Genomic DNA, 19,880 nt, shown 5'->3' on the forward strand with positions numbered 1-19,880 from the left:
TTTTACCAAACAAACCTATCTTGAGAGGAGTCTATCCACCTCATTTTTGAAACGTGGATGAAGCTTCTCATAGGTAGCAGTTATATCCTCTGGTATCAACCTTACTCCACCTACAATTGACATAAAATTGGTGTCTCCGTTCCACCGAGGCACAATGTGAAGATGAAAATGATCCACCACCCCAGCACCTGCCGGTCTCCCCAAGTTCATCCCTATGTTGAATCCCTCTGGATGATAAACCTCCTCCAGAACCTTCACGCTCAACTTGACAAGCTCAATAAATTCCTCACTCTCCTCCTTTCCATATTGGTAAAAGGAGGCGATATGCTCCATTGGCGCCACCATTATATGACCACTGTTGTAAGGGTAAAGGTTCAATATCAGAAAGTTATATCTTCCGCGAGCAAGGATAAGGGCTTTCCTATCATCCGCCAAAGAAAGCGCCTCGCAGAAGATACAACCTCCTTTTTCTTTACCCGCCTTTTTTATATAAGGGTAACGCCACGGCGTCCAGAGAATTTCCATCACTTTGCCCTAATAAAAAGGCAGGGCACCTCCTCTTATCAAAACCCTGCCTGCCGTAAACCCTTTGAGGGCTTCACCCAGAGTTAATGAGTTCCTTTAAGCCCTTGCCTGCTTTGAAATAGGGAACCTTCTTCGCCGGAACACTCACCTTCTCCCCAGTCTTGGGGTTCCGCGCCTCACGAGCCCTCCGCTGACGCAGTCGGAAACTACCGAATCCCCTAAGTTCCACCTTCTCCCCTCGATGAAGAGCCTCGATAATACTCTGAAACACGGTATCTACCACGATCTCAGAGTGCTTTTTCGTTAGATTGGCAGCCTTTGCCACCTCTTCTATTAACTCTGCCTTGGTCATAGCAAAACTCCTTAATTTAATAATCTTCTTCCTTTTTCCCTTTCTCGGAGGAGGGTTTCTCCTTCTCCTTTTTCTTTGCGGCGAACTTCTTCGCTATATGAGAACCCAAAAGCTCAACATTCTCTATTTTAGCAACCTCGCCGAGATTTATCGTCCCTGCCCTCTCCTCTACCTTTTTCCGCTCCTTCTTCTCCTTTCTCTCCTCTTTCTTCTCTTTTTTCTCTTTCTTCTCCTTCTTCCTCTTCTCCTCCTCAGCCTTCCGCTTCTTTTTCTCCTCTTCAGCCTCATAGGCAGCTACGCTGAGCCCGATCTTTCGCTGAGCAAAATCCATCTTGGTGATCTTCATCGTGAGCATCTGCCCGATTGAGAACTCCTTCTCCGGATCCTTCACCTTCTTCCGACTGAGCTCAGAGACATGAACCAAACCTTCTATCCCCTCCTCAAGCTCCACAAAGGCGCCGAAATTGGTGAGCCGGACGATCTTCCCAGTCACCACATCGCCGATCTTATGTTCGCTAAAGAACTTCTCCCAAATATTGGGGCTGAGCTGTTTAAGCCCTAAAGAAAGCCTTTGATTCTCAGGGTCGATATGGAGGATGACCGCCTCTACCTCCTCCCCCTTCTTCAGAACCTCAGAGGGATGTTTTATCTTCTTTGTCCAAGACATATCAGAGATATGAACAAGGCCGTCAATCCCCTCCTCCACCTCGATGAAAGCGCCAAAATCGGTTATGTTTCGCACTCGTCCCCTTATCACATCACCGACATTGTACCTCTCAGCAATAAGTTGCCAAGGGTTGGGCTCGGTCTGCTTAAGCCCCAGGGATATCCTCCTCTGCTCCGGGTCTATACTGAGAACAACCGCCTCCACCGTATCACCTACAGTCAGTATTCGGGAGGGCTGTTTGATCCTCTTATTCCACGACATCTCGGAGATATGGATCAATCCCTCTACACCCTCCTCTATTTCCACGAAGGCACCGTAATCAGTGAGGCTAACTACTCTACCCCGAACCCTGCTTCCTACAGGGTATTTATCCGCTACCTTCTCCCAAGGGTCGGGCGTCTTCTGCTTATAACCCAAGGAGACACGCTCCTTCTCCCGGTCGAACTTTAGAACGACCACCTCGACTTCATCCCCCACAGCAAACAACTCCGAGGGATGACTTATCCTCCCCCAGGACATATCGGTGATATGAAGGAGACCATCTATCCCTCCGAGGTCGATAAAGGCGCCGTACTCGGTGATATTCTTCACCACTCCCTTTACTATCTTCCCTTCTTCAAGACTAGCCAAGGTCTTTTTTCTTCTCTCAACACTCTCCTCCTCTACCACCATCTTCCGCGAGACCACGATATTACCTCGCCTCTTGTTGAGCTTTATCACCTTGACCTTTATCTCTTTTCCCTTGAAGCTATCGAGATCACGAACTGGACGAACATCTATCTGCGAGCCAGGGAGGAACGCCTTCACCCCAATATCGACCGAAAGTCCTCCTTTCACCCGGTCAATGACCTTACCGGTGATCGTCTCGTTGTTTCTGTAAGCATTCTCAATATCATCCCAGATCTTCATCCGCTCCGCCTTCTCATAGGAGAGAAGCACCCGCCCTTCCTGATCCTCAGGTATCTCCACCATAACCTTCACCTTGTCCCCTACCTTTACCTTGAGCTCCCCTTTGGCATCCTTGAACTCAGCGATATCTACTATCCCTTCCGACTTGTACCCGATATCAACCAACACCTCCGCCTCAGATATCTTCACCACCGTCCCCTCAACTACATCCCCCACCTCAAGCCCTTTAAAGCTTTGCTCGTAAAGCTCCGCCAACTTTTCCCGATCAATCTCCTCTGGGGATTCAGGAATATCAAATGAGCCATCCTTCTCTTTTTCTAAGGAGAAAGCATTGTTTCCCTCGAGCTCACCTCCTCTTGTTTTCTCTTTCTCGTTTAACTCATCATAATTCATTAGCCTCGATACCTCCTTTTCCCAATTTACGACCTCTCTTCCTCTCTTCAGTCCCGCTTTGGTGCAGAAAAAATTGGTGAATTCCCCTCTCCGCGAGCACAAAGAGTAGGTCGTATTTGTAAGTTTAAATTATATGGTAGGTTATATCTTTATGTCAAGGGTAAAGTAAGCTCCTTTACCTTCTTAAGCATAAATTCTATTACCTCCTCCAAACTGAGAGAAGTGGAATCAAGGTAGATGGCATCATCCGCCCTACAAAGTGGAGAATCGGGGCGGGTACTATCCCGTCTGTCCCTCTTTCTCGTCTCCTCAAGCACCTCGGAAAAACTGAGGGATATCCCCTTCTCCTTGAGCTCCTTGAACCTCCTCCTCGCCCTCTCTTCGAGGGTGGCATCGAGGAAAAACTTGACCTCGGCATCGGGAAAGACCTTGGTCCCTATATCCCTTCCCTCTACCACCACCCCTCCCTCCTTACCTACCTCACGCTGGAGGGCAACTAACCGCCGTCTCACCCCAGGATAGACCGAGATGACCGAGGCTACCTCCCCGATCCCGGGCTTCCTTATCTCCTCAGTCACATCACGCCCATCGAGGAGAACCCGATAAGAAGAGGATGATTTTCGAAACTCCACCTGAGAACTTTCCGCCAGCGAAACAACCTCCTCCTCGGAGGAGGGATCGATCCCCGTTTCAACCACCTTGAGCGCTATCGCCCGATACATAGCACCGGTATCGAGATAAAAATAGCCGAGCTTGGCAGCAAGAGCCTTCCCCACCGTGCTCTTCCCAGCACCAGCAGGACCATCAATGGCTATTACTATCCCTCTACTCCTCTTCCTCATCTCCCAAGAACCTTCCGCAAGGAGGCAACGAACCTTTCTAATTCCTTCATCTCACCAATGCTCACCCGCACCCCATTCTCAAAGCCCCAGCCCTTCATTCCCCTTACGATCACTCCTTCCCTAAGGAGCCTCTGTGTCAACTCATCACCATCGACCGGGGTGAAGAAAAGCATAAAGTTGGTATGTGAGGGGACAAACGATATCCCCAGCTTCCTGAACTCCTCTCCGAGATATCTCTTTCCCTCGTCGTTCGCCTCCACCGTCTTACGCACATAATCCTCATCATCGAGTGCTGCCATCGCCGCCTTCTGGGCAAGGGTACCGGTGTTGAACGGGGGCATTACCCGCAATAACCACTCCATAAGCTCCGGAGTGGTGATGCCGTAGCCTATCCTAAGACCAGCCAAACCGTAGATCTTGGAGAAGGTCCGAAGGATAATAACCCTCCTTCCCTCCCTTACATAAGCCAAGGAATCGGGATAAGCGGGATCATCGATGTACTCATAATATGCCTCATCGAGAACCACCACCACTTCTTCCGGCACCTGAGATAAAAATCTATCGAGTTCATCCGCCGTTATCATCGTTCCCGTAGGGTTATTAGGATTGGCGATAAAGACGAGCTTTGTCTTATCATCGATCACCTCAGCCATCCTTACCAGATCGTAGCGGTAGTTCCGGAGAGGAACGAAGGTGATATCGGCATCAACCAGCTTAGCGGAAATGGGATACATAATGAATGTCCCCTCCGATATCACCACCTTCTCCTTAGGAGCGACAAAAGCACGAACGGCAAAATCGATGATCTCAGAGGAACCTCGGGCAACGATTATCTGCTCGGCAGGGATATTAAGCCTATGAGAAAGTTTCTTTCTGAGATAATAAGCGGTGGTGTCGGGATAGCGAGCTATTTCAGAAGCTTCTTTCTGAATCGCCTCTACCGCCCTGGGTGAGGGACCAAGGGGGTTCTCATTCGAGGCGAGCTTCACCACCGAGGAAAGACCGAGTTCCCTCTTAACCTCCTCCAACGGTTTTCCGGGTACATAGGGTTTAACTCCTTTGATGTAATCAGGTACCAGCATTTTTCACCTCGCTTTGTTTTACGAATCGTTCCACTTCAGCGGGGGTAAGTTCTCGAAAATCGCCGGGCTTTAGTCCTTTTATATTAAAGAAAGAGATAGCCACCCGCTTTAACCTTATTACCGGATGACCTATCCGAAAAAACATCTCCTTTATCTGATTCTTCCTCCCTTCAAAAAGGATCACCCGAAACCAGGAGTTCCTCTCCTTCCTAAGTAGGGTGATCTTGGCGGGCACTGTCTTATATCCATCGATCACTATCCCCCGCCGTAGCTTTTCTATCTCCTTCGACTGAGGAACCCCCTTTACCTTCACCAAATACACCTTGGGGGAACGATAACGAGGATGGATTATTCGCTCGGCAAACTCGCCATCGTTGGTGAGGATGAGAAGTCCCTCAGCATCCCAGTCAAGTCTCCCTGCAGGATAGATCCGCTCTTTCACCTCAGGGATGAAATCGAGCACCGTAGGACGCCCCAAAGGATCGTAAACCGTAGAAAGACAATTTCGGGGTTTGTAAAAAAGGAAGTATCGCTTCCTCTCGCTGAAGGACAGCCTTACGCCGTCAACCTCTATTATGTCCTTCAGCTTATCCGCTTTGATGCCGAGCTTGGTCACCACCTCACCGTTCACCGACACCCTCCCTTCCCGGATCAGCTCATCAGCCTTTCTCCGGGAACATATGCCCGCCTCCGCTATCAGCTTATTCAGTCTTTCCTTCATCGGGAGAAGATGTAGCCTCACTTTCCCTCTCATCCTCAGGTAAAAACTCCTCAAACTCCTCTAACCGGGGGAGCTCGGAGAGATCGCGGAGCCCAAAGCGGAGGAGAAACTCCTTGGTAGTGCCATATAAAAAGGGCCTTCCCGGTGCATCCTTCCTTCCAATTATCCTGATGAGCTTCTTCGCCAATAGGCTTTTCAGAGGGCCGCTCACATCGACTCCCCGGATAGCCGATATCTCGGGGGTGGATATCGGCTGACGATAGGCGATCACCGCGAGCGTTTCAAGTGCTGCCTGGGAAAGCCTAACCTCCCTCCTCTCGGTGAGGAGCTTCCTTATATAAGGATCGTACTCAGGACGGGTGATCAACTGATATCCCCCGGCTACCTCGACGAGGAGAAGACCTCCACCCCTTTCCTTATACTCGGCGGAAAGCTCCTCGATAGCACTCCTTATCTCTTTTATCCCCTCATCGGGAAGGACCTCGGATATCTCCTTAAGGGAAACGGGCTTTGGGGATACAAAGATAAGCGCTTCAATTATCCCCTTAAGCTCTCCTTTTTCCATCACCAGCTCAATTCCTCCGGCTTGACCGAGCTCGGGTAGATGAATATCTCCCCAAATGGCTCTTTCTGATATGCCACTATCAACTTGAGCCTTATCGCCTCGAGTATGGCAAGGAAGGTGACGAACATCGCCTTTCTTCCCTCACTCTTGAATAGCTCACTGAAAGTGAGAGGAGCAAGCTCAGAAAGAAGACTGAGGATCTCCTTCAGCCTTTCCTCCACCGTCAGCTCATCACGCTCGATCACCTCGGCTTCCACTTCTTCCTTCGGAGCAAGGAGTCTCTTGAAGGCGGAAAGGAGATCGAATAGATCTGCCTCTAAAAGGACTTCACTCTCAGGGGTAGCTTCGGTCTCCCTCTGCCAGCACTTGGACCAGAACTCCTCCCTCTCCTTGAGGAAAGAAGCCGCCTCGCGGAAACGCTGATGCTCGATGAGCTGAGAGACAAGCTCCTCCTTCAGTTCCTCTATCTCTTCCTTCTCTTCGCTCGTTGCCGGAAGGAGCATCTTGGATTTGATGTAAACAAGGGTTGCTGCCATCAGAAGAAATTCACTTGCAACCTCAAGGTTCAACTCCCGCATCAGATCAAGGTACTCGAGATACTCCTTCGTTATCTCCGCTATCGGTATCTCCCAGACTTCTATCTCCCTCTTCCTGACCAGGTGGAGGAGGAGATCAAGCGGTCCCTCAAATACCGGTATTCTTACCTTGTAGGGGACCTCGGATGATGTCATATCCCTGCCAGTCCCATCGCTTCTCTCACTTCACTCATCGTTTCCTCGGCTACCGCCCTCGCCTTCTTAGCTCCTTCGGCAAGGATATCCCGCACCAGATCCGGCTTTTCCTCGTACTCCCTCCTTTTCTCCCTTATCGGGGCGAGGAACTCGACGAGCGATGAGGAGAGAACCCTTTTGCAATCGGTGCATCCTATCTCCGCTTTCCTGCAGGCGTTTTCTATCTCCGCCGTCTTTTTCGGGTCGGTAAATAGCCGATGATAGGGGAAGAGGTTGCACACCTCAGGGCGCCCGGGATCGCTTCTCCTCACTCTATTCGGGTCGGTGAACATCGTCTTAACCTTTTCCTCTATCTCCTGAGGAGGATCGGCAAGGTTTATCACATTACCATAACTCTTACTCATCTTCCTCCCGTCGAGGCCAAGAAGACGGGGAAACTTGGTGAGAAGCGCCTGCGGTTCGGGAAAGACCGGGCGATAGAGATGGTTGAATCGGCGAACGATCTCCCGGGCAAGCTCGATATGGGGAACCTGATCCTCCCCTACCGGCACACACTCCGCCTTATAGATTATTATGTCAGCAGTCTGAAGGAGGGGATAGCCCAAAAAACCGTAGGTGGAAAGGTCCTTATCCGGAAGCTCCCGCTGCTGTTCCTTGTAAGAGGGAACGCGCTCAAGCCAGGGGATAGGTACGATCATCGAAAGAAGGAGATGGAGCTCCGCATGTTGTGGTACATCGGACTGGACGAAGATCACGCTCCGCTCCGGATCGAGCCCCACAGCAAGCCAATCGCGGGCTACCTCAAGGGTATACTCCCGTATCTTAGAAGGATCGGCATATTCGGTGGTGAGAGCGTGCCAGGGGACGATTGTGTAGAAGCAGTCATATTCATCCTGGAGCTTGACCCAGTTGTTCAAAGCACCGATCAGATGACCAAGGTGGAGCTTTCCTGTAGGTCGCATCCCACTTAAAACCCGCTTCCTCTTCATTTATCCCTCCTTTAAAAGCCGATGAGAAGATGATAAAAACCAAAGCTGATAGGGAAGATCACCCGGGAAAAGAAACCGATAAAAAGAAGGATATAGATGATAACGATACCATAGATGCCCATCCGCTCAAAAGCCTCGGCAGTATGCTCGGGAAGAAGACCGGCGAGCACCCCGCCTCCATCAAGAGGGGGAATAGGGATCAAATTGAAAAAAGCGAGGATCAGGTTTATCAGCACCCCGAACTGGAGCAGTCTAAAAAGGGGAACGAAGACACCACCTGCCGGCAGAATCAATATGAGCACCCGGAAAACTAAGGCGAAGATGACCGCTAAGGCAATGTTGCTTAATGGACCGAATCCGGAGATTATCATATTGTCCCGCCTGGGATTCCTCAGATTGTAAGGATTAACCGGAACCGGCTTCGCCCATCCAATAAGTGCCCAACCGGAGATCGCAGCCAAGATGGGAAGAATAACTGTGCCGATGATATCGATATGGACGAGAGGATTAAGTGAGATCCGTCCCAACCGGCGGGCGGTCGGATCACCCAACCTATCGGCGAAATAGGCATGAGCGCTTTCATGGACGGTCAAGGAAAACAAAAGAACAACATACTGAAGAACAAAATCAGCCACCTTAGCCTCCTTCCTCAAGGTGAAAAATAGTCTTTTCATCCTAACACAGCAGGATGGGCGAGTCAACTTCAACAGCCATCGCTGTACACAATGATATCTCAAGATAATCTTAATAAATAACTTCAATCAGGAAGATGACCACGAGATATTCATACTTGGTTCAAATATGTTATAATCTGACCAAAAGATAAAAATTAAGGAGTAGAATTATGAAATTATTTAGATCTTCTGATAACAGGACGAAGTTGCCTTTTCGTCTAAATATTCAACATATTCCTTCATCAATTGGATTTCTCTATATAGGTAACATCCAATCGGGAAGGTGGTTTATACTTAGAGTAACCCATAATAACTATAAGCCATTCAAATCTACGCTCCTTTCTCTCAGCCCTGGAGAGAAGGTCGAGGGGTTAAGGATTGTGCTGGAGGATAAATGATGGGCTCCAAATCACAGAAAAGGATGGTTACCCTTATCTTCCTCTCTTCTCTTCTGGTTAGTTCTTTTTCCGCCTATGCGGAGGAGGAGAAGCGGTTTGAGGTTCTATTCTGTGGTGGTGTCTCGTATGCCACTTCCTGTTTCGGCTTCTCACCCGGGGTGAGCTTTTCTTATTACCTTAGGAGTAATCTCACCCTTTCACTCGATTTTGGCGCAGCCTATCATCTTCCAGATCTCGACTTTCGCCAGTTTGGGATAACGGTGGGAGAAGGAGAGCAAGAAATTAGAGTAAGTGTAAGAAACCACTACCGCTTATTTTCCTTTCTCAGTGCCGAGTATCATTTCGCTACCTCTCCTCGATTGAAGCCCTTTGTTACCGCTGGCGTTGGCTGGTGCTGGGATCATGCTGACCTCACAGTTAACACCTGGAGTTACCCTGCTCCCGGCGAATTCTCTATAGCCCAGGAAAGATATCGGAGTAGCAGGTTTCCTCTCTTCCTTGTGGGTGGTGGACTCAGGTACTATGTCAGGAAGAATGAGGTTTTAAGAGTTACAGTACGGCTACTGGATCCCGGTGGTGATTTTACCACCTATCAATTTATTGCCGGCTGGGGCTTTTGTTTTTGAGATAACCTCAAGGAGGCGTTTAGATGGGAATTACGCCCGATCCATACAGAAAAAAGGGGTTAAAACTTTCTCTCCTGACTTTTATCCTCTTTTTTCTTTTCTTCTCAGTGTCGGCATTTGGTGGTGATGTGAAAAAAGAGAACAGAATAACCTGTTACTTGGGTACCTATATGAATAGAGACTTCTATAGTCGTCTTTCTTTCAACATCGAGTACGAGAGAAGAGTCTCAAATCGTTTTGCTTTAGCAGTATCGATGGGATATGCACCTATGATACGTCCCGATCTGGAAAACTTAGCCTGGTACGAGTTTCACAACAAAGTTGGTGACAACTTTACCCAGATCTCCTCCGGAGGATTTGTGTTAATTTTGGATTTTGGAGTTTATATCTATTTTACCCATCCAAATAAGAGCGATGAGTTACTTCTCTACCTCGGCAGCAGTTACTATCGACTGCGTGACCACCATAAAATGCTCGACAATAAATCATCCCTTACGGAGAGTTATTCCCTTTCGTTCTCTGAATACTCCCGTTTAGATGTGGGTTTGGGATATAAGCGTAAGTTTAACGATCGATATTCCCTCAAAGCGGAATGGCGAATGGGGGATTTCTATTATTACCTTTTCAGAGGTGGAAAACCGCTTCTACACCGGATTCTTCTCGGTTTAAGCTATCGGTTTTAGGAAACCGAAGATATACTATCTCTCCAGACGGTAGCGGTATTTGAGAGAAGGGAAATTTCACCTTATAAATTACAAAAAGTTATCTAAGGAAGCGAAATAGGCGATGATCTTCTCTGCCTGTCTCCTCCCTACAATAGGGGCAAGCTCCTCGAGCGATGCCTCACGCACCCTATCCACGCTGCCGAAATAAGTAAGGAGGTCCTCCATCCTTTTCTTACCTACACCGGGGATCTTCATAAGCTCGCTCGTTATCGTCCGCTCCCGTCTCTTTCTCCGATGGAAGGTGATGGCAAAACGGTGGGCTTCGTCCCTTATCCGCTGAAGGAGTTTAAGCGAAGGGGAATTATCCATAAGCCTGATCGGTTCCTTCTCCTCGAGTTTATAGATCAACTCCTCCTCTTTGGCGAGTCCAATTACCGGAATGAAATCGATATCGAGGGTGGTTAAGGAGGAGCAAGCAGCGTTCACCTGGCCCCTCCCACCATCGATAAGGATGAGATCGGGAAGCTCTCCTCCCTCTTCAAGCACCCGACGATACCTCCTTAAAACCACCTCCGCCATCGCCTTATAATCATCAGGCTTGCCTGACGGTTCTATCTTGAAATGACGATATTCCTCCTTCGCCGGCTTTCCTCCGATGAAAACAACGAGGGAAGCAACTGTGTCCGCTCCAAAGACGGTGGAGATATCGAACGCCTCTATTCTCCTCGGAAGCTTGGGCAGGGAGAGATCACGCTTCAAATGGGCGAGCTCCCCTTCTTCCCCTCCTATGCGGTTGGCGAGGGCTATCCGGGCATTTTCGATAGCGAGCTCCATTATCCCCCGCTTCTTCCCCCTTTGAGGGACGGTTATCACCACCTTCCCTTCCCTTCTTTCCGAGAGCCACTCCTCAAGGAGCTCCTTTCCCTCCGGCTCTAAGGGGACATAGATCCTCCTCGGTATGAAGTGCTGCTCCAGGTAATACTGCTCGATCACCGAGGAGAGGAAACGAGCATAATCGGCCATCGGGAGCTCCTCGAAGAAAAACTCCCTCCGCCCAACAACCAAACCTCGCCGTACATGGAAAACCTCAAGCGAAAGCATCCCCTCCTGCTCATAGTAGCCGAAGTAATCCTCCTCGTCGAATGAGGTCATTGCCATCCGCTGGCGTTCCGAGATCCGCTCGATGAGCGCTATCGCATCCCGAAACCGCGCCGCCTTTTCGAACTCGAGGTTGGCTGATGCCCTCTCCATCTTTTCCTTCAGTTTATCAATGAGTTCCCTATTCTTCCCTCGAAGGAGGAGCTTGACATCCTCCACCGCCTCGGCGTACTCCTCACGGCTAACCAGACCAGCACAAGGGGCGAGACATCTTTTTATCTGGTAATTGAGGCAGGGTTGATACCTCTTCTTCCCGATCTCCCGATTACACTGCCTTATCATAAAGTAGCGGGAAATTAATTTGAGCGTTTTCCTCGCCAATCCACCGGGAACATAGGGACCGAAATAAAGCGCTCCATCGTTTCTCACCCGGCGGACGAGCATCACCCGGGGATAATCCTCGTTCACCGTAAGCTTCAAGTAGGGGTAATTCTTATCGTCTCTAAGGAGTACATTATATCGGGGCTTCTCCTTCTTGATCAGGTTATTCTCCAGGATAAGCGCTTCGACCTCGCTTCCGGTGACGATGAAATCAATATCGGCGATCTCAGAGGCAAGGGATGCCTGCTTCGGGTCCGCCGGTTGATGGAAATAGGAAGGGACCCGATTTTTCAAGGATTTCGCCTTCCCGATATAGATGATCTCCCCTCTCTCGTTTTTGAAGAGATAAACGCCTGGCTCTTTAGGAAGGCTCGCCAACTTTGCCTTTAGCCGGGAGGGCATCGGTTCACCTCTTGGCGGTGAGCTCAAGGTCCCGGAGTTTGAGCTCCTTTATCTGATCGCGGAGCTCTGCTGCCCGCTCAAACTCGAGTCTTCTCGCCGCCTCCCTCATCTCCCGTTCCAGTTTCTTTATCAGGTCCCTGCGCTCAGAGGGAGAAAGTGGAAATTCGGTGCCCCGCTCCTCGAGAGGAACGGTGAAGTAGTCCGCCTCGTAGACGGAGCTTAAGACATCGCGGATGGACTTCTTTATCGTCTCCGGGGTGATACCGTGTTCCTCGTTATACCGCCGTTGGAGCTCACGGCGCCTATTGGTCTCGGCGATCGCCTCCTTTATCGCCCCGGTTATTCTATCCGCATAGATCACCACCTGGCCATTCACATTCCGCGCTGCCCTACCCGCTGTCTGGATAAGAGAAGTGGTGGAACGGAGAAAACCCTCCTTGTCCCCATCGAGGATGGCGACCAACGACACCTCGGGAAGATCGAGCCCCTCACGAAGCAGGTTTACCCCGATCAAGACATCAAAATCCCCTCGTCTCAGTTCCCTTATTATCTTCACCCGCTCCAAGGTGTCGATCTCCGAATGGAGGTATTTGACCTTTATCCCGAGCTCCTGATAATAATCGGTGAGCTCCTCTGCCATCCTCTTGGTGAGGGTGGTGACGAGCACCCGCTCTTCTCTCTCGATTCTCTCCCTTATCCTTTCAAGTAGATCATCGACCTGGTTCTTAACCGGACGAACGATTATCTCCGGATCCATCAAGCCAGTAGGCCTTATTATCTGCTCTACCACCTCCCCTCCAGACATCTCGAGCTCAAAAGGACCAGGGGTGGCGGAGACATAGATGACCTGGGTCACCCGCTCCATAAACTCATCGAAGGTGAGAGGCCGGTTGTCCAAAGCAGAGGGAAGACGGAAGCCGTACTTCACCAAGGTGAGCTTCCGCGAATGGTCCCCCTCGTACATCCCGCGAAGCTGGGGTATCGTCTGATGGCTCTCATCAATGAAGATGATGGCGTCCTTGGGGAGGTAATCGAGAAGACAGGGCGGAGGCTCTCCTGGCTTCCTCCCGGTGAGGTGGCGGGAGTAGTTCTCAATCCCGTGGCAATAGCCTACCGCCTGGATCATCTCGAGATCGTACATCGTCCGCTCGTATATCCGTTGTGCTTCGAGCAGCTTCCCTTCCTTGAGGAGCTTAGCGTGATATTGATGGAGCTCCTCCTTTATCGAGGCGATCGCCCGGGCGAGCTGTTCTTCCGGGGTAACATAATGGGAATTGGGGTAGATGGGCAATCGATGATATTCCCTTAATACCCTCCCGGTAAGCGGGTCTATCTGCGATAGCTCAACTACTTCATCACCGAAGAGCTCAATACGGAACCCATTTTCATCATATGGGGGAAATACCTCGATAACATCACCGCGAACGCGAAAGGCGCCTCGTTTAAAATCGTAATCGTTCCTCTCATACTGGATACGAACGAGCTTCCGCAGGATCTCCTCACGGGACATCCTATCCCCCCGCTCAAGCAAAAGGAGCATCCCGTAGTAGGCTTCCGGAGAACCAAGCCCATAGATACAGGAAACCGAGGCGACGATGATCACATCCCGCCGTTCAAAGAGGGAACGGGTAGCAGAATGCCTCATTCGATCGAGCTCCTCATTTATATCCGCCTCCTTCTCTATGTAGGTATCGCTCTGGGGGATGTATGCTTCGGGCTGGTAATAGTCGTAGTAGCTCACGAAATACTCCACCGCATTCTCGGGAAAGAAGCTCTTAAACTCCTGATAGAGCTGGGCAGCCAGAGTCTTATTATGGGAGATGACCAGCGTCGGGCGGTTCACCTGTTCGATCACCTTAGCCATAGTGAAGGTCTTCCCCGAGCCGGTAACCCCGAGGAGGACTTGATGCTTCTTCCCCTCATTCAACCCCCTGACCAACGCCTCTATTGCCTTGGGCTGATCCCCCTTAGGGGTAAACTCGGAGACAAGCTTAAACCGCTCCATTCTTTCTCCCTCTATTCACTATGAATCTACGCTTTTTAAAGAAAAGGGTCAAGGAGGGCTACTCTTCCGTCGGGTTGAAGGGATGTCCGGAAAGTGCTGCCCGCTTTCCCACCTGCTCGAAGAGCAGAGCAAGGTAAGTAGCGAACTTATGAGCGGCAAATAGTTTATGCTCCATACTCTCCGCATTGTTGAAATTCTGCACCATAAGTCGGAAATCGCGCCAATCGCGGTACATCAGATACTTCATCGTGGTCCGCTCAAACCTGTTTATAAAGTCGAGCAGTTTATTGTATGAGGCTTCGTCCTTCTTCTCCTGAAACTCATCAGTATAGCGGATAAGAGACCAAAGGTCCTCCCTCAATTTGAGGGATTCCTCTACCCGGGTGATAAAATCGAGGAATATATCCGAGCCTGAGATATCCGGCTCGAAAAGCTGGGCGAAGATGACGATCCATTGCTTGAGATGATTGCTGAGAATGCCTCGGCTGTTATCCAGTTTGGTGTATACCACCTCAGGGTCGTTCACCATAGCCAGATCTGACAGCTCAAGATTATACACCTTCCTCAGCTCAAGCTTCGAGGCAAAGACAAAATTATCCACGGTGCGAGCAAAGGGCTCTATCTCCTCCCCCTTCCCCCCATACTTGGCATCAAGATAGGAAAAGAGGATTTCTGCCTCAAAGTAGAACAGGGATAGAATGGGGAGCGATAACTTCATCAAATCGAGGTTCCATTCTTCAAGGTGGATGAAGTTCAAATAGCTCAGGAGCCGGAAGAGCTCGAGAAAGAGCTGAGCCACATCCTGTCTCATCGTAGAAGGAACCGCATTTCGTATTATCCCCTTAATCTTCTTATTCACCACCTGATCGTAATATGGATTGAACCGGAGATCTTTCAGCTTAAGCAAAAAGGGAAACCGGTTTATATTCTGATTTATCATCCTCCCTAAGGAGGAGAAACTGGGGTATGAGACCCACTTCATCCGCATAAAATCGAATACTATCATCCGCAAATTCACTAAAGCATCGAAGAGATCGGAGCATTCATCGGTGAGATAGGGAAATGTCTCCGATAGCTTTACCATAGGCGGGGTATGTTCCGCTATAAGCCGTTCTATATATTGCTTGAACTGAGCAATATTCCACTGTTCCTTCCCTAAAATGATGATCAACAGATTGGTGATCCGGACAAGGAGGTTGCTTAGGATCTTAACCTCCCCGGCATAGTTCCGGGTGAACGGCTCCTTTGATTCTGCAGCAAAAAGGGCGAGGTACTCATCCCGGGTAAAGCTCTCTAAGCTCTTCACCCACATAGAGAGCTCGAAGATGGGCCTTCTCTTCTCCGGTTTCTCCCTTGCTATTTTAAGTAGATCTACCGATGGGGAAAACCGGGCTTTACCACCTTTTTTGCCCTTTCCTTTCTCCATTTCAACCGCCAATATAGTTTCTGGTATTTATACACCGCCCGATTATGCTCGGCAAGCGTTCTCGAAAAGTAATGCCTTCCGTTATTCATCGAGACGAAATAGAGATAGGGGACATCCGCCGGATAAAGGGCGGCGATGATGGAATCCTTCCCCGGGTTTGCCACTGGTCCTGGGGGGAGCCCTGGATGAATATAGGTGTTATAGGGGGATTCGAACCTGAGGTCTCTCCTTCTTATATTACCATCATACCTTCCGGCGAGCTTCAGAGCGTAGATCAGGGTGGGATCGCATTGAAGGAGCATCCCCCGCTTAAGCCGACGATGAAAGACCGCCGAGATCAAGGGACGCTCATCGGGAGTCGAGGTTTCCTTCTCGATAAGGGAAGCAAGCGTTATCAGCTGATGAATGGAAAGACCAAGCTCTTTTGCCCGCTTTTTCAGCTCTGGCGTTAGAACTCGCTTAAGATTTTCTACCATAAGGCGAATAATCTCTCGTGGTGGGGTCCCATGGGAAAGCTGATAGGTATCGGGAAAGAGATACCCCTCCACCGTCTTCGCCCCGGGAGCAAGATCGGCGATGGGCTTAGTATCCCGACAGGCAGAGAGGAACTCCGAGGCGGGGAAAAATCCCTTCTCCTCAAAGATGCGAGCGATCTCGAAGATATCCTTCCCCTCAGGGATAGTTACCTGACGGAGATAAACCTTGCCCCTCATCAGTTTCTCGTAGATATCGATAAGGCTACTCCCCCTGCTTATGAAATACTCGCCCGCCTTGATCCCTTTCTCTCTCCCACCAGCACGGAGGAGAAATTTGAAGAAAACAGGGTGAAGAATGAACCCCTTCTCATAAAGAAGGAGGGAGACTTTCTCTCCGGAAGAGCCGTAAGGGATAAAAAGGAAACCCTCTTTATCAATTGGATGGTTGTAAATATAAACAGCCCCTCCTCTTGCCAAAAAATAAACAATAAACGCTATAAGCCAAACCTTTCTCACCCCTCCTCCTTTGCTCTTAGATATTCGAGATACCCCTTAAGGATGATCACCGCCGCCAACTTGTCGATCACCTTTCGCCTCTTCTCTCTCCTCAACCCTCCATCTATCAACACCCTCTCCGCCTCCACCGTGGTGAGCCGTTCATCCCAGGGAACAACCTTTATTTTGAGCGCCTTCTTCAGCTTCTCAATAACCTCTTTAATTTCCTCTGCCTTCCTTCCCAGAGTACCGTCCATCCTTCTGGGAAACCCTACCACCAGTTTGGATATCCCATATTCCTCGATGAGTGCGGAAAGCCTCCTCACATCCTCCCGCCAATTCTTCCGCTCAATGGTGGCTATCCCCTGGGCGGTGATACCAAGCTCATCGCTTACAGCAACCCCGATCCTCTTCTCCCCGATATCGAGACCCATTATCCTTTTTCTCTCGGTCACATAAACTCCTTATATTGGGAGAGCTTTTCCTTTGGAGGAAGCTGTTCCACCTCCACCGAAATGCCTATTGCCCGAGGATCAGCCGGAGTGTACTTTAGGAGTTCGGTCTTTCCGATACCAGGATCGAGATCGGAGACATCCACCGTTATCCTTCCCTCGGCTATCGGCTTCTCATCCTTATCGTATTGAACAAGCTTCAGGGTCAAATAGTTCAGCTTCTTCCGGGAGTTATTCACTATATGGAGGTTGAGAAGAATCTCCCCTTCCTCTCGCTTAATAATACAGTTAGTCACCTCCACCTTGAACTGGTTCCTGGTGTTTATGATGCTCAGCTCCTTCTCGCTGTATCCGTAAGGGTTTTTCTCCTTCCTCTTCTCTTTGGAACAAGCGGGAAGGAGAAACACCAAAAAAATCAGTCCAATTAAAATAGCCCTTCTTCGCATCTTCCTCCTCTTAAAATCTCCATTTTTTAAATTTTACCATACCTTTCGACCTCCCTCAACCGTTTTGGTTTAGCTCCCTCACTCATTAAAATTTTAGAGATGAAGACGAAGGATGGTATAATCTCCTCGCATAAATAGTTCGCTGAAGATGAAGAAAAAGGGAAAGATCGCTATTACTATCGCTGGCATCGTTCTCTTTGCCCTGCTTGGCGGCTATACCTATCTCCGGGCAAAGGAAGGAAGCTCTGACTTCGCCATCCAGTACCGCATCGCTTCCGCCCTCTTTGCCGGGGAAAACCCTTATACCAAGTTCTTGAACAATCGCTACCCGGTCTTCTTATTCCTCTTAATTGCCCCCCTCAGCAGATTGTCCCTCCCCACTGCGGTCATAATCTGGTATCTCTTGAACCTTGCTCTCTTCGGCTGGTCATATTACCTCCTCATAAACTCGCTTCCACAAGAAACGCCAGGAGGAAAACCTATATGGAAGATCCTCCCGTTGATCCTCATATTGGGGATATTGGCGGACAATCTATATCTGGGACAGATGAACATCCTCCTTCTCTTTCTCATCGGGCTAACCTTGCTCCTCCATCAAAGGGGAAAAGAGTTCGCAGCCGGCTTTACTCTTGCCCTGGGGATAGCATTAAAGCTCACTCCCCTTCTTCTCCTTCTCTATTTCATCTATCGGCGAAGGGTCAAACTGACCCTGGCTACCATAATAAGCCTTATCATCCTCCTATCCCTGCTTCCCATTCCCTTCCTCGGCTGGGAGCGGAATTTCGAACTCCTCTCTTCCTTCTATCAACAGGTGATAAAACCGACCGTAAGCGGCGGGATCGGATATTCGATAGGTGCCTACCGCCATACCAATCAATCGCTTGCTGCCTTCCTCTTCCGCTTGCTTGCCAGAACACCGGCTGACACCATCTCAGGGAAAACCGTTTACGCCAACATCGCCGATCTCAGCGAGGAGACAATCTCCCTAATAATAAAGATAGCTGACCTGATAATTATCGCCCTGCTCGCCATCTTCCTCCGCCAGCGCACCAGCTTGAAAGAGGGCGCTTTCATCCCCTTCTTTGAGTACTCCTTAATCGTGATGGCGATGCTCCTTATCTCTCCCATCTCCTGGATCAGCCATTTTATCCTCCTCACCATCCCCTATATCGTAGGTAGCTGGTATGCTCTCAAGCTGAAGGGAAGGATGGGGAGCCTCATCCTTTCTTCCCTTTTTACCTGCTTTCTTTTATCCTCGCTCGGGGTAAGCCGAAGGCTTCAGTCCTACTCCCCACTCTTTTTGGGGACGATTATCCTCTTCTCCTCCTTCCTCTTTGTGCTGATAAGGGAAAGAAAGCTTCAATCTGAGGAGCAAGCTCGATAGGTTTTCTCCGCCTCCCTAAGAGCCTTCTCCCCATCGACGGAAACGCCAAGCTGGGAAAGAATGAGGGAAAGAGCCTTTATAAGTTCAAAGGTGTCGGAAAAGGAGAGGTAGCCCATATGTCCCACCCGGAAGATCTTGCCTGCAAGCTCTTCCTGCCCTCTTGCCACGACAAAGCCGAACTCCCGATCAAGCAGGGAAACCACCTGGTCGGGATCTACCCTCGGCGGTGGTACTACCGCAGTAAGGGCGTTGCTCGGGGCTTCTTTAGCCAATGGAGAGAGGAAAAGATGAGGAAGCGCCGATCTGAAGGAGGCGGAAAGACGGGCTCGCTCTTCGATCATCCGATCAAGCCCCACCTCCTCGAGGATGTAGGAAAGCGCCCGGTCGAGGTGAAAGATGAGGGAGCTTGCTGGGGTGAAAGGGGTGAAACCCCTTTGAATGAGGGAGCGCGCCCTTTCGAGATCGAAGTAGTACCGGGGGAGCTTTCCTCGTTTAACCCGCTCCCAAGCTCGTGATGATAAAGAAATAAAAGAAAGACCGGGATAGCCCATAAAACCCTTCTGAGAACAGCCGATAACCACATCGAGCCCCCACTCGTCCATCCTCATAGGATGGAGGGCGAGCGAGGAAATGGCATCGACCACGAGAAGCACATCGGGAAAATGGGAAACCACATCCGCCACCATCCGGGGATCGGTATAGGCACCGGTGGCGGTCTCCACCGCGGCAAAGAGAACCCCTGAGATATCCCGTTCAGCCTCAAGCCTCTCTCTCAGCTCCTCAGGGGATACTGCCGCTCCCCGCGGAAGGGAAATGACGCTCACCTCAAGCCCGAAGACCCTCGCTAACTCCGCCCATCTTCTTCCAAACTTCCCGGAATCGATCACCAATACCCTCTCCCCGGGAGAAAAAAGGTTGACCACCACCGCCTCCATCGCCCCGGTACCAGAAGAGGTGAGGATGAACACCGGCTCCTTGGTTCCGAAGACCAGCTTGAGCTTCTCCTCGACCGAGGAGAGAAGCTTCCTAAAATCGCTCGTACGATGATGAAAAAGATCAATCCGGGAAAGAGGATAAGGCTCTACTGGGCCAGGGGTAAACAACTTTCTTCTTTCTTCTGCTCCCATTCCAAGAAAAATAATAGCATAGATGGAAAGCACCTTTAAAATAAAAAAG

20 protein-coding genes are annotated in these 19,880 nt (G+C 49.9%); 3 read left to right on the plus strand and 17 right to left on the minus strand.

Going from position 1 to position 19,880, the window contains the following annotated elements:
• Nucleotides 1–15: 15 nt before the first annotated feature.
• The 10 genes from J7L64_02165 to J7L64_02210 all read right to left on the minus strand — a co-directional run bounded on the left by J7L64_02165 (nt 16) and on the right by J7L64_02210 (nt 8,450).
• Nucleotides 16–525 carry an HIT domain-containing protein gene (locus J7L64_02165; protein ID MCD6451158.1) on the minus strand — a complete coding sequence of 170 codons (510 nt, stop codon included), beginning with the start codon at nt 523–525 and terminating at the stop codon, nt 16–18.
• A gap of 73 nt (nt 526–598) precedes the next feature.
• Nucleotides 599–877: an integration host factor subunit beta gene (locus J7L64_02170; protein MCD6451159.1), complete on the minus strand. Its 279-nt coding sequence runs from the start codon at nt 875–877 to the stop codon at nt 599–601.
• A gap of 16 nt (nt 878–893) precedes the next feature.
• Nucleotides 894–2,846, minus strand: a complete 1,953-nt coding sequence (locus J7L64_02175) for a 30S ribosomal protein S1 (GenBank protein MCD6451160.1) — start codon at nt 2,844–2,846, stop codon at nt 894–896.
• Nucleotides 2,847–2,995: 149 nt separating this feature from the next.
• A complete protein-coding gene (locus J7L64_02180; protein ID MCD6451161.1) occupies nt 2,996–3,688 on the minus strand; it encodes a (d)CMP kinase in 693 nt (230 codons plus the stop codon).
• A complete protein-coding gene (locus J7L64_02185) occupies nt 3,685–4,770 on the minus strand; it encodes a histidinol-phosphate transaminase (protein ID MCD6451162.1) in 1,086 nt (361 codons plus the stop codon). The genes J7L64_02180 and J7L64_02185 overlap by 4 nt, the downstream gene beginning before the upstream one ends.
• Complete coding sequence (locus J7L64_02190; protein MCD6451163.1) at nt 4,757–5,491, minus strand: rRNA pseudouridine synthase; 735 nt, start codon at nt 5,489–5,491, stop codon at nt 4,757–4,759. The genes J7L64_02185 and J7L64_02190 overlap by 14 nt, the downstream gene beginning before the upstream one ends.
• Nucleotides 5,472–6,056 carry an SMC-Scp complex subunit ScpB gene (scpB, locus tag J7L64_02195; GenBank protein MCD6451164.1) on the minus strand — a complete coding sequence of 195 codons (585 nt, stop codon included), beginning with the start codon at nt 6,054–6,056 and terminating at the stop codon, nt 5,472–5,474. The genes J7L64_02190 and scpB overlap by 20 nt, the downstream gene beginning before the upstream one ends.
• Nucleotides 6,056–6,787, minus strand: coding sequence for a segregation/condensation protein A (locus J7L64_02200; GenBank protein ID MCD6451165.1), 732 nt, complete (start codon nt 6,785–6,787; stop codon nt 6,056–6,058). Before J7L64_02200 ends, scpB begins: the two co-directional genes overlap by 1 nt.
• The gene (gene trpS, locus J7L64_02205) at nt 6,784–7,776 is read right to left on the minus strand and encodes a tryptophan--tRNA ligase (GenBank protein ID MCD6451166.1); all 993 of its coding nucleotides are present in this window, start codon (nt 7,774–7,776) and stop codon (nt 6,784–6,786) included. The genes J7L64_02200 and trpS overlap by 4 nt, the downstream gene beginning before the upstream one ends.
• Nucleotides 7,777–7,787: 11 nt before the next feature.
• Complete coding sequence (locus J7L64_02210) at nt 7,788–8,450, minus strand: site-2 protease family protein (protein ID MCD6451167.1); 663 nt, start codon at nt 8,448–8,450, stop codon at nt 7,788–7,790.
• A gap of 394 nt (nt 8,451–8,844) precedes the next feature.
• On the opposite strand from J7L64_02210, the gene J7L64_02215 reads away from it, so the two are divergent.
• Both J7L64_02215 and J7L64_02220 read left to right on the plus strand, forming a co-directional pair.
• Nucleotides 8,845–9,474: a hypothetical protein gene (locus tag J7L64_02215; GenBank protein MCD6451168.1), complete on the plus strand. Its 630-nt coding sequence runs from the start codon at nt 8,845–8,847 to the stop codon at nt 9,472–9,474.
• A gap of 269 nt (nt 9,475–9,743) precedes the next feature.
• Nucleotides 9,744–10,157, plus strand: a complete 414-nt coding sequence (locus J7L64_02220; GenBank protein ID MCD6451169.1) for a hypothetical protein — start codon at nt 9,744–9,746, stop codon at nt 10,155–10,157.
• Nucleotides 10,158–10,226: 69 nt separating this feature from the next.
• Here the strand turns inward: J7L64_02220 and uvrC are convergent, their stop codons facing one another.
• From uvrC to J7L64_02250, 6 genes are read right to left on the minus strand one after another with little or no spacing between them, the layout of a single operon-like run.
• The gene (gene uvrC / locus J7L64_02225) at nt 10,227–12,020 is read right to left on the minus strand and encodes an excinuclease ABC subunit UvrC (protein ID MCD6451170.1); all 1,794 of its coding nucleotides are present in this window, start codon (nt 12,018–12,020) and stop codon (nt 10,227–10,229) included.
• Between the two features lie 4 nt (nt 12,021–12,024).
• Nucleotides 12,025–14,025: an excinuclease ABC subunit UvrB gene (uvrB, locus tag J7L64_02230; protein ID MCD6451171.1), complete on the minus strand. Its 2,001-nt coding sequence runs from the start codon at nt 14,023–14,025 to the stop codon at nt 12,025–12,027.
• A gap of 58 nt (nt 14,026–14,083) precedes the next feature.
• On the minus strand, nt 14,084–15,451 hold the full coding sequence (locus J7L64_02235; protein ID MCD6451172.1) for a hypothetical protein: 1,368 nt from the start codon (nt 15,449–15,451) through the stop codon (nt 14,084–14,086).
• The gene (gene mltG, locus J7L64_02240) at nt 15,397–16,443 is read right to left on the minus strand and encodes an endolytic transglycosylase MltG (GenBank protein ID MCD6451173.1); all 1,047 of its coding nucleotides are present in this window, start codon (nt 16,441–16,443) and stop codon (nt 15,397–15,399) included. Before mltG ends, J7L64_02235 begins: the two co-directional genes overlap by 55 nt.
• Nucleotides 16,440–16,856, minus strand: a complete 417-nt coding sequence (ruvX, locus tag J7L64_02245) for a Holliday junction resolvase RuvX (GenBank protein ID MCD6451174.1) — start codon at nt 16,854–16,856, stop codon at nt 16,440–16,442. The genes mltG and ruvX overlap by 4 nt, the downstream gene beginning before the upstream one ends.
• 17 nt (nt 16,857–16,873) lie before the next feature.
• A complete protein-coding gene (locus J7L64_02250; GenBank protein ID MCD6451175.1) occupies nt 16,874–17,320 on the minus strand; it encodes a hypothetical protein in 447 nt (148 codons plus the stop codon).
• A gap of 148 nt (nt 17,321–17,468) precedes the next feature.
• On the opposite strand from J7L64_02250, the gene J7L64_02255 reads away from it, so the two are divergent.
• Nucleotides 17,469–18,704, plus strand: coding sequence for a DUF2029 domain-containing protein (locus J7L64_02255; protein ID MCD6451176.1), 1,236 nt, complete (start codon nt 17,469–17,471; stop codon nt 18,702–18,704).
• Here J7L64_02255 and J7L64_02260 read toward each other — a convergent pair.
• On the minus strand, nt 18,680–19,807 hold the full coding sequence (locus J7L64_02260) for an alanine--glyoxylate aminotransferase family protein (protein MCD6451177.1): 1,128 nt from the start codon (nt 19,805–19,807) through the stop codon (nt 18,680–18,682). The two genes, J7L64_02255 and J7L64_02260, sit on opposite strands and share 25 nt — an antisense overlap.
• Nucleotides 19,808–19,880: the final 73 nt, after the last annotated feature.

Source organism: Acidobacteriota bacterium (assembly GCA_021161905.1).
Taxonomy (GTDB): Bacteria; Acidobacteriota; B3-B38; order Guanabaribacteriales; family JAGGZT01; genus JAGGZT01.